This window comes from Paraburkholderia sp. BL9I2N2, assembly GCF_004339745.1.
Classification (GTDB): Bacteria; Pseudomonadota; Gammaproteobacteria; order Burkholderiales; family Burkholderiaceae; genus Paraburkholderia.
The window spans coordinates 1,039,560-1,053,987 of sequence record NZ_SMGP01000003.1; the positions used below are offsets into that span (position 1 = coordinate 1,039,560).

General features: G+C 60.5%; 9 protein-coding genes and 3 pseudogenes. 10 read left to right on the top strand and 2 right to left on the bottom strand.

Annotated elements, in window-relative coordinates; translation table 11 throughout:
• Window positions 1-7 precede the first annotated feature (7 nt).
• Entirely contained in the window at window positions 8-172 is a 165-nt protein-coding gene (locus tag B0G74_RS45990; RefSeq protein WP_165923992.1) for a hypothetical protein, read from the top strand.
• A gap of 247 nt (window positions 173-419) precedes the next feature.
• On the opposite strand, the pseudogene B0G74_RS35625 reads toward B0G74_RS45990, so the two are convergent.
• Window positions 420-543 (bottom strand): annotated as a pseudogene (locus B0G74_RS35625) (IS21 family transposase); the annotation flags it as partial.
• Window positions 544-2,244: 1,701 nt separating this feature from the next.
• On the opposite strand from B0G74_RS35625, the gene B0G74_RS35640 reads away from it, so the two are divergent.
• The 3 genes from B0G74_RS35640 (at window position 2,245) to B0G74_RS35650 (ending at window position 6,992) form a co-directional block, all read left to right on the top strand.
• Entirely contained in the window at window positions 2,245-4,581 is a 2,337-nt protein-coding gene (locus B0G74_RS35640; RefSeq protein ID WP_132381011.1) for an alkaline phosphatase family protein, read from the top strand.
• Between the two features lie 186 nt (window positions 4,582-4,767).
• Window positions 4,768-6,225: a cytochrome c peroxidase gene (locus B0G74_RS35645; RefSeq protein WP_132381013.1), complete on the top strand. Its 1,458-nt coding sequence runs from the start codon at window positions 4,768-4,770 to the stop codon at window positions 6,223-6,225.
• Window positions 6,226-6,320: 95 nt separating this feature from the next.
• Window positions 6,321-6,992: a hypothetical protein gene (locus B0G74_RS35650; RefSeq protein WP_132381015.1), complete on the top strand. Its 672-nt coding sequence runs from the start codon at window positions 6,321-6,323 to the stop codon at window positions 6,990-6,992.
• Between the two features lie 42 nt (window positions 6,993-7,034).
• Here the strand turns inward: B0G74_RS35650 and B0G74_RS35655 are convergent, their stop codons facing one another.
• Window positions 7,035-7,925, bottom strand: a complete 891-nt coding sequence (locus B0G74_RS35655) for a 2OG-Fe(II) oxygenase (protein ID WP_132381017.1) — start codon at window positions 7,923-7,925, stop codon at window positions 7,035-7,037.
• Window positions 7,926-8,976: 1,051 nt separating this feature from the next.
• Between B0G74_RS35655 and B0G74_RS35660 the strand changes: the two genes are divergently transcribed.
• The 6 genes and pseudogenes from B0G74_RS35660 to B0G74_RS35685 all read left to right on the top strand — a co-directional run bounded on the left by B0G74_RS35660 (window position 8,977) and on the right by B0G74_RS35685 (window position 14,354).
• Entirely contained in the window at window positions 8,977-9,804 is an 828-nt protein-coding gene (locus tag B0G74_RS35660; RefSeq protein WP_132381366.1) for a glycine betaine ABC transporter substrate-binding protein, read from the top strand.
• A gap of 306 nt (window positions 9,805-10,110) precedes the next feature.
• Window positions 10,111-11,283: pseudogene (locus B0G74_RS35665) on the top strand (glycine betaine/L-proline ABC transporter ATP-binding protein); the annotation flags it as partial.
• The gene (choW, locus tag B0G74_RS35670; protein ID WP_132381021.1) at window positions 11,276-12,178 is read left to right on the top strand and encodes a choline ABC transporter permease subunit; all 903 of its coding nucleotides are present in this window, start codon (window positions 11,276-11,278) and stop codon (window positions 12,176-12,178) included. The pseudogene B0G74_RS35665 and the gene choW, both read left to right, overlap by 8 nt.
• A gap of 70 nt (window positions 12,179-12,248) precedes the next feature.
• Window positions 12,249-12,842: pseudogene (locus tag B0G74_RS35675) on the top strand (AraC family transcriptional regulator); the annotation flags it as partial.
• 146 nt (window positions 12,843-12,988) lie between these two features.
• Complete coding sequence (locus tag B0G74_RS35680) at window positions 12,989-13,183, top strand: hypothetical protein (RefSeq protein WP_207915757.1); 195 nt, start codon at window positions 12,989-12,991, stop codon at window positions 13,181-13,183.
• Between the two features lie 139 nt (window positions 13,184-13,322).
• On the top strand, window positions 13,323-14,354 hold the full coding sequence (locus tag B0G74_RS35685; protein WP_132381025.1) for an acetamidase/formamidase family protein: 1,032 nt from the start codon (window positions 13,323-13,325) through the stop codon (window positions 14,352-14,354).
• The last annotated feature ends 74 nt before the right edge of the window (window positions 14,355-14,428 follow it).

Genomic DNA, 14,428 nt, shown 5'->3' on the forward strand with positions numbered 1-14,428 from the left:
GAGCCTCATGAGACGAATTCATCCGCACGGTCTGAACAAACGTTGCCGCGCGCACGGGGCGGCAGACGTGCCTTCTGATAACAAAGCCATCGTCATTTCTCGCGGCGCACGAGACCCCAAAACGACTCTGATTATCGCCGCACAGGATCTGACAAAATCATTACTTGAGTAATTTACTGGAACGCCAAGAGGGCGCCTTTTCAAATACCGGAGGCGACACTTGCCCAGCCACCGCAGGCGAGATGATATCTGCGGACAATCATTTGGGCGCCGTGGGATGATAAATCGTATTCGACCGGTGGCAAGGGATGTCAACGTAGTTGAGGACCGTTTCACCGTTTTCCTGATGGACAGCGGCAAGTTGAAATTCCAACGATTTACCAGACTGCTCGCCGCATCGCGAGAGCAAAGGCGAGCGGTTCGTGTGAACGCCGATGTCCCGGCAGCAGCGACGTTCGTCGACGCCCTTCGAGTACAGGATGAACGGCCAGCAGCTCCCCCGTCCTCGTAAATACGGATCTCGTGAGCCAAGCTGTGCATGTCGCACCGTGCGCCGCGGGTGCCCGTTGTCAAGCTGAATGACTGTGGCTCTCGCCTGGCGCAAACGTCACTCCAGAATCCGTCTGTCAGAAGCGGCCGGTGTGACGTGATCGGATCGGCGTTCTCGCTAGATTAGACGTCAAAGACGTCAAACACGCACCGAACCGGGGCCGCGCCTTGCCGCAGCCGCGGCCAGAATTTCGCGGATTGAAGCGAGTGACCGCTCGGCAGTCGCAGTCGATATGTGCGGGCGCGACTCGCCGAATATTGGCGGCCTCAGGCCTAGGCATCGGCAGACACGAGACACATAGGGCTTTGTCGGGCCGCCGCACCGCTCAGCGGCCGCGCCAAGGGCGGCCTCGCCGACCTGCTCCCGCAGCCAGGCGAGCGTTCGGCGATCCTTGTCGTTAAGAATACGAATCAGATGTTCCATATTGCCGACCCTGTATATATAACCAGTACTGTTAATATATACAGTATTGCTGCTGCGTTCAAGGTGAAAGTAGCGGTTCCACCGCGACCGCCGCCGATACACACTGCACCGGCGAACGGCACAACCGATCACCACCGCCGGAAAGCGATGGCCGTCACAGAGTGATTTCGTATTTTTCATCGCCGATTTACGCGGCCACCGCAGCAACGTGACAAGGCCCCTACGATGATTGACCGGCGTTCGACTAGTGAGAAGGAGAACTCGACAAACGATAGCCTCGACTCCGAACCGTTTCGATCATTGTGTCCAATGGTCGAAGCGCATCGCGGAGGAACTTGATATGGACATCGACCGTGCGCTCACTGGCATGGGGTTGTGCCATCCAGACCTTCTGGACAAATGCGTCATGGGGAAGTACCTCTCCTGGATGCGTCAAATAAAGCCGTAGGAGCCTGAATCCTGTCGGCGACATCGTGACAGCAACTTCTCAGTCCTCCCGCCGTACGAATACTCGATGTGACGTGAGCGACACGGTGATCCTAGGGACGCTCAAAAAATATCCTGGGAGTTCACGTTTGGTTGTGGGCGCAACATAACCTGTACACGGGTAAACAATTCCCTTGTTGAAAAGGGCTTGAGGAGATAGAAGTCCGCCCCGGCATCAACAGAGACAGTCTCGTCATGTCAGGCAACGTCCAGCCAAGAATCACAGCCGCCGGCAACCGCTCATCAATTTAACTCCTTCGCCTTCTTGCCCGTGCATGCAACCACAGGTCGATGCCCCGCTTCCTGTACATGTAGCCATAGCAGTTCGGCTATCGAGGGGATCATCTTCAACAATCAGAATTTCAGACATGTTGCTGGCCGAGGATCAGCGCGAGAGGTGGATTCGGAGCTAAAAAATCTGCCAGAGTTTATCCGAGAGAGGCGTGATGATAACCGCTGCCTTCCAGTTAATTGCGAACTGCAACTTTTTTTTCGACATCTCCTGGACACATTTATCGGAGAGCCAATTTTGTCGGCTTTCTGAAGACATGTTTGGTAGGTCCTGTTGACGCGCCATCGCGAATTGCAAGCCAATATTCAGGTTTCTGCCGCTAAAGTTTCACTCAGGGGTGTTCCAATTCGCCCTGCTTTAAAGGCAGTCGTGGCAGTTGCACTTCTAATAACATCCCAGGCAAGCTCCGCACGTAGTTGAAAGTGAACGCGCTGCACCGCGCAGTCGGAGTTTGCTCTGAAGGGCGTATACAACCAACAGGGGCTCCCCCACAATGTCGGTCAATTCAACAAGTCGCACCACCACTCTTCTTCTAACTTCGATCGCGGCAGCCTGCGTGCTGACCGCTTGCGGAGGTAATGACAACTCTACACCGGCGGCCAGCAACGCCCCCACGCAGACATTCGCCGGCGCCGTCGCCGCCGCCGGCTTCGTGCCGGGCAGCACGACTGGCGATCCGATCCTCAAGGCAGGCTACTACGCTGGCGCGACCGTGTGCGTCGACGCGAACGGCAACGGCAAGTGCGACGGGGCTGAAACCATCGCGACAACCGACAGCACGGGCCATTTCACGCTGAAGACCAGCGGCACCGGCCAACTGATAGCCGACGTGAGCACCAAGGCCACCAACACGGCGACCGGCGCAGCCGCCCCGAGCCACATGATCCTGCGCGCCTCGGCGGCACAGGTCGCCGACCAGGGCGCGACGAACGTCGTGATCAGCCCGATGTCGAGCGAAGTTCAGCGTCTGGTTGAAGCGAACGGCACGACCTACGCCACCGAGAAGGCCAACCTCGCGACGCGCCTGAGCGGTCCGGGTGTGGCCGCTTCGGCAGCGACTGTCGCGGCCGCCGACGTGCTCGGCGACGTGAACAAGCTGTCGGGCGCCGAGCAGTCGGCGATCCTGTTTGAAGACAATGCACTGACGAACCGCTATACGTACGCAACGACCAAGCTCGATCGCGGCGACATGTACCCGGATAACCTCGCGGTTGCGGGCGGCGATCCGTCGCTCGTCGGCAAGGCGGGTGTGACCTCGACGACGGCCGTTGTGCCGACACAGACGCAGACGCCGATCACGTTCGCGCAGTCGCAGCAGGCTGCGTTCAACGTCGAAGGCATTCCGCGCTATGACGCGGTCTTCATTGTCATGCTCGAGAACCGCTCGATCGGAACCACGACGGGCGGCACGATCGGTATCGAGGGCTCGGGCGACGCGCCGTACATCGCCGGCAACCTCGACTTCACGAGCGGCAAGTGGAACCAGGCTACGACCTATTACTCGACGGGCAACCCGTCGGAACCGAACTACACCGCGCTCGGCGGTGCGGACGACTGGGGTATCACCGACGACAACTGGTGGGGCTGCGGCGTAGACGCTTCCGCACTGAAGGACGTCGCGTTCCCGGGCGGCAAGGCATCGGACGGTCAGCCGCTGGTGGCGACCCCCGCTGTTCCGGCCAACACGAACGGTGACCTGTCCGGCTTTGGCACTTGTCCGACGGGGACGACCGCTGCGCACAACATTGTCCAGCCGAACCTGTTCACGCAGTTGTCGAACGCCGGCCTCGCGTGGCGCACGTATAGCGAGTCGATGAACCCGGGCCAGGACCCGCGTACCGACAGCATCGCCGACCCGGCCGTCGTGGCCGGCTACAACGGCATCGCGGGCACCGTCACCGCCGGCCTGACCAGCCCGGCTCTGAACATGCCGTCAGCGCTGTACAAGACGAAGCATCACCCGGGCATGGCCTACCAGACCGCGCGTTCGCTGCCGGAATTCTTCGCTAGCAACCGTACGATCTTCGGTACGCAGTACGCTTCGGCGCTCCAGAACACGTCGGTGTACCCGGTCCCGTCAGGCTACAACTTCGACCAGTTCGATACGGACCTGCAGAACGGCGACGTTGGCGCGGTCAACTTCGTGGTTCCGGACCAGTGCGACGATATGCACGGCACGGGTAACGACCCGACCTGTAAGGGCGACAACCTCGTGAAGCGTGGCGACGCATACGTCCAGCAGGTGGTGACCAAGATCCAGGCTTCGCCGATCTGGAACAATCCGAAACGTCATGTTGCGATCGTCGTGATGTTCGACGAAGGCGAAGGTAGCTCGACGTCGTGCTGCGGCTGGAACCCGAGTCAAACGTCGGCCGCTGAACCGCTCACGTTCACGAACGGCAAGTACACGCCGACGACGACGACGCAGTACAACAAGGGCAACCACGGTCACGGCAACTCGATCTTCGGTGTGGTCACGAACCATGGCGCGCAGGGCATCCAGGACAGCGACGCGTACAGCCACTTCGCGCTCGTGCGTACGCTGCAGGACATGTTCCAGCTCGCCGATCCGGCACCGGGCCAGGAGTCCACGTACATCGCCCGCTCGAAGTACACCGAGAGCTTCATCACGGCGAACATCCTGAACCTGCCGGAACTCGCGGACAGCGCCGATACGCACTTCGACTCGGTCCGTCCGATGAACCATGCGTACATCACGCCGCAGGGTTATACGCAGAAGCTGAATCCGGCCGACATCATCGGTACGCAGGAAGCTAATCGCCAGCCGGGTCCGGACAAGACCCAGACCAACATCTGGACGATCCAGTAAGTTTCACGGTCACGGGGAAAGGGCCCGCCCTTTCCCCGTCTGAAACCATCGCAGCTGCATGCCGGGTATGCCTCGCGCGTTACCCGGCACTTTTGTTGAACATCTCGCACATTTTCCCGGCCACCTCGCCTCGTGCGACTACGGGGTCGCCCGGAAACTGACTTCCCGGCGAAAACTATACCAACCATGCGTACGCTATCTCTTGCTCTAATCTGCTCCGTTTCCGCGATACTGGCCGCCTGTGGCGGCGGTAGCTCGTCCAGCAGCGACGCGTCAAGCCCATCGTCGGGCGCATCGGCGCCTGCCGCCTCGACGCTAAGCCAGAAGGCGCAGCTCGGCCAAACGATCTTCTTCGACAAATCTCTGTCGAGCAACAAGAACATGGCATGCGCGAGTTGTCATAGCCCGGCCTACGCGTACGGGCCACCGAACAGCCTGTCGGTACAGCTCGGCTCCGATCCGTCGCTGTCGGGCGTGCGCGCGGTGCCGTCGCTGCGCTACAAAGCGATGACGCCGCCGTACGACGACAACGCGGCGAACCCGGACGGCGTCACGCAGAACGCGCCCGGCGGCGGCTTCATGCTGGATGGTCGCGCCACGACGCTCGCTACGCAGCCGGCGTTTCCGTTGCTGAATCCGATCGAGATGAACAACAGCTCGCCGGACGTCGTCGTGAAGGCTGTACAGAGCGGGCCGTACGCCGCGCGGTTCCAGCAGGTGTACGGCCAGGGCGTGTTCGGCAATACCATGGCCGCGTTCAACGATATCGGCGACGCGCTGCAGCAGTTCCAGATCGAGGAGCCGTCGTTCGAGACGTACACGAGCAAGTTCGACCTGTATATCGGCAACAAGCTCGGCGGCACGCTGACGGCCGCCGAGACGCGCGGTCTCAAACTATTCAATGACACTACGAACGGCGCCGGCTGCGCGGCCTGCCACTACGTGGGCGCCAACTTCCAGGGCTCGGTTGGTTTGATGACCGACTTTACCTACCAGGCGATCGGTGCGCCGCGCAACGACGCGTCGATCCCGAACAACACAGATCCGATTCCGGCCAACACGAACGCGTCATTCGTCGACATGGGTCTGTGCGGACCGTACGCGACGATCCACATTCCGGGCTCCGCGACGAGCGGCGCCGGTCCGGATTCGTTCACCGGCGTCAATGTCCCCGACCCGTATTGCGGCCGCTTCAAGGTGCCGACACTGCGCAACGTCGCGACGCGGTCCGTGTTCTTCCATAACGGCGTGTTCCACTCGCTCGTGCAGGTGATCAATTTCTACAACACGCGCGACACCAACCCTGAATACTGGTATCCGAGCACGGGCGGCGACTCCAGCCACCAGGTGCAGAACCCATCCTTCGCGCTGTTCCCGACGGCCGCATCGGGTGCGACGGCCCAATCCTTCAACGATCTGCCCGCGGCCTATCAGGGCAATATCGACGAAGAACTGCCAATGGGACAAGGCCAGACTGACGCAGGTGGCACGACGGCGGCCGACGGTGCAAAGCCGCGCCCGATTCATTCGACGCCGCAGTTGACGCAGCAGGACATCGCCGACCTGGTGTGCTTCCTGAACACGCTCACCGATGGCTATCAACCGCCCGCCACGCCGCCCACCAGCGGCTCCTGCGTAAATTGACAAAATCGATGATCTCGCACGCGGCCTGCCCTTTCAGGCAGGCCGCGTGCCTGTCTTATCCGTACCTTAGCAACCTAACCTGAGCAACAAACACCATGACGCGACGTTCCATCGCCGCCCGCCTTGCTTGCGGTGCACTTGCCCTGAGCGCCCTGACCCTGTTCGCTGGCTGCCACGACAAGAGCCAAGACGTTAGCCGCGAGAATTTCACGGCTACCATCAACGACTTTCTCGCCCAGCGCGGCCACTTGTGCCTCGCCAAATACGACTGGCCGATCTACGTGACAACGGACGATGTCGCCTCCGGTACCCGCGACGCGGTACAGATGCCGGTGCTCGAGAAACTCGGTATCGTGGCGGGCAAGGATATGGTGGTCGAACGCAGTGACCCCAGCGGCAAGAAGATCACCGCGAACGCTCGCCAGTACCAGTTGACAGCCGAAGGGCAGAAATACTATCTGCACATTCCGGAAGTCGTCGCGACCGCCACTTCGCGCGTCACGCACCCGGCTGATTTCTGTGCAGCCACACTCACCCTCGACAAGGTGGTGGGATGGGAACGGCCAATGCAAGTGGAAGGTAAGACCGCCACCTCGGTCATCTATACCTACAAGATCGATCCGTCACCGTGGGCCAAAGATGCCGATGCGCAGCGCGTGTTCCCGATGATCAAGCGCGTGATCGAGGGCGCGGGCACGATGCAGTTGCGCGAAGGCGTGCATCTGACGTCGAACGGCTGGGTCGCCGACGAGGTCTTCGTGCGCTGAAACGCAGTGGGCGGGGCGCGCTTTTAGCCGCCCCGCAAACCGTTACGCCTGATCGCGAGGCACAAAGCGGCGAGTACGGATCCATTTGGTGGCCACCCACTTCTCGCCCGTCCGCAAGGGCGTGCTCGCATGTAGGGAGCTCGGATCGGAGAGCCCGAAACGGTTTCCATATTCGAAATAGAGGGCCTGGCCGCGCTGCGGCACTATCGACCATCCAAGCTGCGGGAACACGGTTTCACCGCCGCCTTCCACATCGTTCAGATACATCAGCAGCGTGCCCACGCGCTGCCCGCTACGCGCGATCGACTCCTGATTCGCCGGGTTGCCCGCGATCAGATAGTCGACGTGCGGCGTCGACTCGGCGCCCGCTTCGTAATGCAGCAGTTGCAGGCCTTCGCCGTTCTCGACCGGCAGGCCGGTGAGCTCGGCGATCCGCGCTTCGAGGCGCGCGATCAGCGGCGTTTCGCCTAAACGAAAGAACATGCCGTGGCTGCTGCGGTGGCCAGCCACGACATGACGGCCTGTTACCGGATCGACCACGGTCGAACGATCCAGCCGCGGCCGCGCGAGCGAGATCAGCTGCTCGCATTCGTTCGCGGTGAGAAAATCCGCGAGCAGTACCGAGGATGGCCGGTGCATCCGCGACATCACACGCACCTTGCGCTCACCGAGCCGGATCGTCGCACCGTCCGGCACGCGCAGCGGCTCCACTTCGTAAGTGACTGGCGCACCGCCGATTTCGAGCGTCTCGCCTGGCAACGGTGTGCCGTATAAAAAAGCCGAGGAGACCGCATCGACCATTGCCGACGCGAGCTCCGCTGCGTTATTTCGATCGATCAGCTCGCGCACGATCGCCTGTGGCGCGACGCCGCGCGTGAGATTGTGGGCAATCCAGTCGCGCACTTCGACGGGGAAGCTAACTGTTATGGACATCGGAATGGTGAACGATAGGTTGGAAGGGTACTGTCGTCTGCAGTGGAAAACTGCTGCCATGATATCGGTTATATAAACCATCAGTGAATGGATTCGAGTGGGCAGCGGTTCGTGTAAGTTACGGCAGACCAATTGAGCCGCTTGCCGCGACGACAGGTTCGCCGTCAGCGCTGCACAGCAGAATGCAAACAATAAGACGCGATTTGGCGTCACCAGCTGCGAGTTATGCTCTTCATTCGATGCGGCAACAGTTGCTACTGGACGTGTGAAAGCCATCCATCTCCAGGGCTACGCACGAAGGGGCACGCTGCACCTTCGTGTTGCCAGTTCCGAGCCACGTTGACGGCATCTTTATGCACCGAACTAGAACTTTTTCGGCGCCTTGATGCCGCATTTGTTGAAATGAAAGCATGCAAACGATATCGAAGGGCAATGACATGTTACGTTTGCTGATTCCGGTCGTTCATCATGAAGGCGCGTGAAGGCCGCACGCTGTGTGGCCATTCTTTGTCGAGCACGCCGTAACCGGAGAGGATGAGCTGGCGGAAGTCCTCGAGTCGCACGCAGAGCAAGGCCGAATGTCCGCACTCCATTTCCCGGTGCCTTGCGCCAGCAGCAGAAGCGCGCGACGCTGAGTGCGTTGAAACAGACCCGCGCAATCATCGGAACGATGACCCTGTACGCGCTATGGGCCCTCCTCTGGCGACCTTTATCGCAGAGACGACGTCGCCAGCATTGTCCGGTTCGCTGTCAACCCCGCGTATCAGGACGGGGAATTGGGAAGTTGATGCTCGCCTTCGTTGAGCATTGAGCGCTCACTCGCGGCTGCACGGAAGTATCGCTCGACACGCCGCAACCCGCAGCGCATCTGATCGCGTTTTATCGACACCGGGCATGTCGTATTGCCGGGATTCGCCCGACTCCTTGGACGGCACGATGACAGCGCGATCATGAACAAGTCAGCGGTTTTCTCCTTATGGTTAACAAGCAAAGGAAATCAATGAAGAAGGTTTTCAAAAAACTATTGTTGTGCAGTGTGTTGGGCACTGCAATGGTAACGATGATGAGTACATCCGTCAGTGCGACAGCGGATACCAAACCGCCAATCAAGATTGGCTATGTCGAAGGTTGGGACGACAGCGTCGCAACGTCGAACGTGGCCGCACGCATTATCGAGCAGCGACTGGGATATCCGGTTCAACTCGTGCCTGTGGCAGCAGGCGTCATGTGGCAGGGCGTCGCACGGGGCGATCTTGATGCGACGCTGTCAGCGTGGCTGCCGGCGACACATGGCGCATACTGGGAGCAATTCAAAGGGAAAGTGACCGACCTCGGCACCAATTTCCCGGATGCAAAGATCGGGTTGGTCGTACCGGCGAGCGTGCCCGAGAATAGCGTTGCCGATCTCGAAGCGCACAAAGCGGATTTCAACGATCGCATCGTCGGGATCGACGCAGGTGCGGGCGTGATGAAGAAAGCCGACAACGCCATCAAGGCTTATAACCTCAGCCTGACTTTGATGCCGAGCTCGGGCAGCGCAATGACGGCGGAACTCGCTCGACGGATGAACGGGAGCAAGCCGGTTGTCGTGACAGGCTGGGCGCCCCACTGGATGTTTGCCAAGTGGAAGCTCAAATTTCTGGACGATCCCAAGAAGGTATTTGGCGGCGCCGAGCATGTTGATAACGTGATCAACCCACAGCTCGAGACGAAGGCCGCACCTGTGGTTGCGTTCCTTAAGAAATTCCAGTGGAAACCGGGTGAGATCGATAGCGTCATGCTGGCGACCGAGAATGGCAGCAAGCCTACGGCGGCAGCTGATGCGTGGATTGCGGCGCACGCGGAGCGCGTGGATAGCTGGGTTGCTAAGACGCAATGATTTGTTAGTTAGTTTCGTGGCTCCTACCTGATGTCGGCGGCAAGATCCACCTGCTGTCTTCGCGTGTTTCTCGCATTCTCGCTGATAGGGGTAGACGTACGTCTCGTTCAAATCTTGATGGTTTGATTCAAGAGTCCCTGTCGATCCATCGCTTGTGCAGTCACCCACTGCGCCAAAGCCGCCGAACGGCCGAGCTTTGCTGAAAGCCGCTCTGCGCGCGACTATCGCCCTGGTTTGCCCGACGAGTACGAAAAGCCACGGAGGCATCAATGTGCAGGCCGGCGCCTGCACCACAAGGACATGAATTCAATGGATTCCCCAAAGGTTGTGGTCGAAGGTCTCTGCAAGGTTTTTGGAAACAATCCCAACGCGGCTGCTGACCTGCTCGCGCACGGCGCCACCAAGGACGAGATATTTGCCAGAACAGGCCAGGTGGTCGGCGTCCACAATGTCTCGTTCGACGTTCAGGAAGGTGAGATCTTCGTACTGATGGGCTTGTCAGGTTCCGGCAAATCCACGTTGATCCGCCTGATCAACCGGCTCGTCGAGCCGACGGCGGGCAAGGTCATCATCGATGGCCGCGACATTGCCGCAGTGCGCCGCTCCGAACTCACGTCGCTGCGGCGCACTGCGATGAGCATGGTGTTCCAATCGTTCGCGCTGATGCCGCAGCGCACGGTGCTGTCGAATGCCGCCTTCGGTCTCGAAGTGGCCGGCATGGGACGCAAGACGCGTGAAAAGCGTGCACTCGAAGTGCTCGAACAGGTCGGCCTCGCGACGTTCTCGCAGAAGCTGCCGGCCGAACTGTCCGGCGGCATGCAGCAGCGTGTGGGTCTCGCGCGTGCGCTCGCGGTGAACCCGTCGCTGATGATCATGGACGAAGCGTTCTCGGCACTCGATCCGCTCAAGCGCAAGGAAATGCAGAACGTACTGCTGGAACTGCAAAACAATCAGCGCCGCACGATCGTGTTCGTGTCGCACGATCTCGAAGAAGCGCTGCGCATCGGCAGCCGGATCGCAATCATGGAAGGCGGCCGCGTCGTGCAGATTGGTACGCCGCAAGACATCATCGCGAACCCCGCCGACGATTACGTGCGTGCCTTCTTCGAAGGCGTCGATACGAGCCGCTATCTGACGGCGGGCGATCTGATGCGGACGAACGGCGTGCCGCTCGTGCGTATTCTCGATCAGTCGAACGTCGAAGCGTCGTTGAACGGCAGCGCCGAATACGCGTTCGTGCTCGATGCGGAGCGCCGTATTCGCGGCTTCGTGACGCGCGATGCGATCGGGAATGCGTCGCCGTCGCTGCGCAAGGTCGAATGCGTTTCGCGTGGCGCGTCGCTCGATCACGTGGTGTCGCGCGTGTGCGCGAACTCGACCGCGCTGCCCGTGGTCGACGATGAAGACCGCTATTGCGGTTCCGTCGATCGGGCGGACGTTCTGAAGGTAATCACGCGCAATCGAGGTGGCCATGTCTGAGATCATTCCACTCGGCCGTTGGGTCGACCAATCGGTTCACTATCTGCTCGATCACGACGCGAGTACCTTCGATTCGATCGGCAAGGCGATCGAGAGTTTTGCCGCATTGATTGAACATGGCCTGCAAGCCGTTCCGATGTGGGCGTTGATGGCGTTCTTCATTGGAATCGGGTTGTGGCGGGTCGGCTGGCGCTTTGCGATCTTCGCGACACTATCGCAATTACTGATCTATGCGACCGGGTTCTGGGATCAGACCGTCATCACGCTGGGTCTGACGTTGTCTGCCACGCTGATCAGCCTCGTGTTCGGCGTGCCGCTCGGCATCTGGACCGCAAGGAACAAGCACGTCGCGATGGTCGTGCGACCGATCCTCGACCTGATGCAGACGATGCCCGCCTTCGTCTACCTGATCCCGGCTGCGATGCTGTTCGGCCTCGGCCGCGTGCCTGGGATTCTGTCGACGGTGATCTTCGCGATGCCGCCCGCCGTACGTCTGACGAGCCTCGGCATCCGTCACGTGAATCGCGAGATCGTCGAAGCGGGGCAGGCGTTCGGGTGCACGCCGTGGCAATTGCTGTACAAGGTGCAGTTTCCCAACGCGTTGCCGTCGATCATGCAGGGTGTGAACCAGACGATCATGCTGGCGCTGTCGATGGTGATCATTGCGTCGATGGTCGGCGCGGGCGGTCTCGGCAACGATGTGCTTGCCAGTATTCAGCGCCTCGATATCGGGCTGGGCTTCGAAAGCGGCTTATCGGTGGTGCTGCTCGCGATCATGCTGGATCGTATCACCGAGAGCTTCGGCCGCTCCCCGGGCACGGTCAGCGCGCCGCGCTTCGCAGGCCTGCGCAGCGTAATGCGCGTACGAGCGGAGCGGCCTGCCGCACAGAACTGAACAGGTAGAGAGCAGCGCGCCGCCGCGAAAACCAGCGATTTCTGCGACCACCAGACCTACCGTAAGCATCATGGAGAGTGAAGTGACGTCAGCCAGGAATGAATTGCCGTTGCAGAGCCTTGCGCATTTTGGCTTTCTCACGCTGCCCGGCTTTTCGATGATCGCGTTCACGAGCGCGGTCGAGGCGCTGCGCGTGGCGAATCACGTCGCCCACGCGCAGCCATATCGATGGTCGATCCTTACACCTGATGGCGTGCCAGTGAGCGCCAGCAACGGCATCACGCTCAAGCCCGCGTGCACGCTTGAAGAAGCGGGCAGGCCGGATGTGCTGATCGTCTGCGGCGGCACGCAAATCCGCCGTGCGGTGGATAGCAGCGTCACGGAGCTGCTTGGCGATCTCGCGCGGCAGGGTGTACCACTCGGTGGCATGTGCACCGGTGCGTATGCGCTGATGTCGGTGGGGTTGCTCGACGGCTACCGCTGCACTGTGGATTGGGAAGACCTGCACGTGTTGCGCAAGGAGTTTCCGCGAGTCCATTTTGCAGACGAACTGTTTGTGATCGACCGCGATCGCCTGACGTGCGTCGGCGGTACCGCGCCGCTTGATCTGATGCTCAAACTCGTCGGCAGCCGGCTTGGGCAGAACGTCGCCGAACAGGTATCGCTCGAGTTGCAATCGCTCGGGTCGGCACCCCGGCCGCAGAGCCGGATATCGTGCGGCGGATGATGGACGAGACCGCTCCCCGGGGTACACAGTCGCGCCCCACATTCAGTCTCTCTTCCATTGGCAGTGACCCGAAAGAACGCACCATGCCCCAAATCGGCGGAACAAATGTTTCCGCGGACGCGACCCGCTCCAGCCGATTGTCGTTCCTCGAATTGAGCGGTGGCCACATTCACTCGGTCAATCCCGACGGATCCGACGTCACGACGATCGTCGCGGATTGCCGCCTCCCCGACGGTATCGTCGAGGACTTGGATGCCGACCTTACAAGACCTTCGTAAGCGTAGTCGTGCCGGAACGAGCTTCGCCCACGCACAAGCTTTTGTACGCAGTCACCCAAGTGTATCTATTCTGTCGCTCGTACGATCTGCCATCGGTCGCGTTGCACCGATCGCACACTCTTACGGAGCTTCAGAAAGCATGCTTCATGACCTGCCAGCTATCCAGAAAAATGTTCACTGGGGATATTTTGACGCGGCGCTAGCGCCCGCGCTGATCGTCGAGAGCGGCGACTTCGTTCGCGCCGAAGCGATCACGCATCATGCAGGCGACGCCCCCGACCTCATGATGGATGACAAGGTGCGCGCGCTCTACGACACGATTCCCGAATCCGATCGCCAACCCGGCGTGCATCTGATGACGGGACCGATCTTCGTGAAGGACGCAAAGCCTGGCGACCTGCTCGAGGTACGTTATCTGCAGATGATTCCGCGCTTCAACTACGGTTCGAATCTCGCGGCGCACTGGGGTCATCTGTTCACCGACTTCGAGAAAGAACGCGTCACTATCTACGAACTCGATCAGGCATCGAACACCGCTCACGCGCTGTATGGGTATGACTATCCCGGCAAATATCTCGTGCCGGGCAAGCGCTCGGAGATTCGCGACTGCTGCCGCGAACCCGCGCTCGAAGGCATTCGCGTGCCGGTGCGCCCTCATCTGGGCACGGCAGGCGTCGCGCCCGATGTGGCGGGCCGCGTGAGCACCGTGCCGCCGGGCGCACATGGCGGCAATATCGATAACTGGCGCATCGGCGCGGGCTCCACCATGTACTACCCGGTCGCCGTGGACGGCGGGTTGTTCTCGATCGGGGATCCGCATGTATCGCAAGGAGATGGCGAAATCAGCGGCACCGCGATCGAGGCGTCGCTCAATGTGATGTTCCAGATCGTGCTGCGGCGCGACTTCAGATTTCCTTCGCCGCTGCTGGAAACGCCCGAATACTGGATCGTCCACGGCTTTGATGAAGACCTCGACATCGCGACCAAAAACGCTTCACGCGATATGTTGTTGCTGCTCACCGAGCAGCAAGGCCTGTCCCGCGACGACGCGTATTCGCTAATGAGCGTCGCCGCGGATTTCTCCGTGACCCAGGTCGTCGATGGCCGTCAGGGCATTCATTGCAAGATCCCCCGCAGCATTTTTCCTCCGAAGAAAAAGCCTCGCGCGTGAGTTGTGCGCGTGCGCTACGACGGTGCGTCCGCGCACAGTTGTAGCGCAGCGCGGTAGCGGTGCGTCCACGCACC

What these genes read in the sequence shown, in the direction of transcription:
- choW (WP_132381021.1), top strand. Translation starts at nt 11,276, where the DNA reads ATGTCTGAGATCATTCCACTCGGCCGTTGGGTCGACCAATCGGTTCAC.
- B0G74_RS35655 (WP_132381017.1), bottom strand. Translation starts at nt 7,925, where the DNA reads ATGTCCATAACAGTTAGCTTCCCCGTCGAAGTGCGCGACTGGATTGCC.
- B0G74_RS35645 (WP_132381013.1), top strand. Translation starts at nt 4,768, where the DNA reads ATGCGTACGCTATCTCTTGCTCTAATCTGCTCCGTTTCCGCGATACTG.
- B0G74_RS35680 (WP_207915757.1), top strand. Translation starts at nt 12,989, where the DNA reads ATGCCCCAAATCGGCGGAACAAATGTTTCCGCGGACGCGACCCGCTCC.
- B0G74_RS35640 (WP_132381011.1), top strand. Translation starts at nt 2,245, where the DNA reads ATGTCGGTCAATTCAACAAGTCGCACCACCACTCTTCTTCTAACTTCG.
- B0G74_RS35660 (WP_132381366.1), top strand. Translation starts at nt 8,977, where the DNA reads ATGGTAACGATGATGAGTACATCCGTCAGTGCGACAGCGGATACCAAA.
- B0G74_RS35685 (WP_132381025.1), top strand. Translation starts at nt 13,323, where the DNA reads ATGCTTCATGACCTGCCAGCTATCCAGAAAAATGTTCACTGGGGATAT.
- B0G74_RS45990 (WP_165923992.1), top strand. Translation starts at nt 8, where the DNA reads ATGAGACGAATTCATCCGCACGGTCTGAACAAACGTTGCCGCGCGCAC.
- B0G74_RS35650 (WP_132381015.1), top strand. Translation starts at nt 6,321, where the DNA reads ATGACGCGACGTTCCATCGCCGCCCGCCTTGCTTGCGGTGCACTTGCC.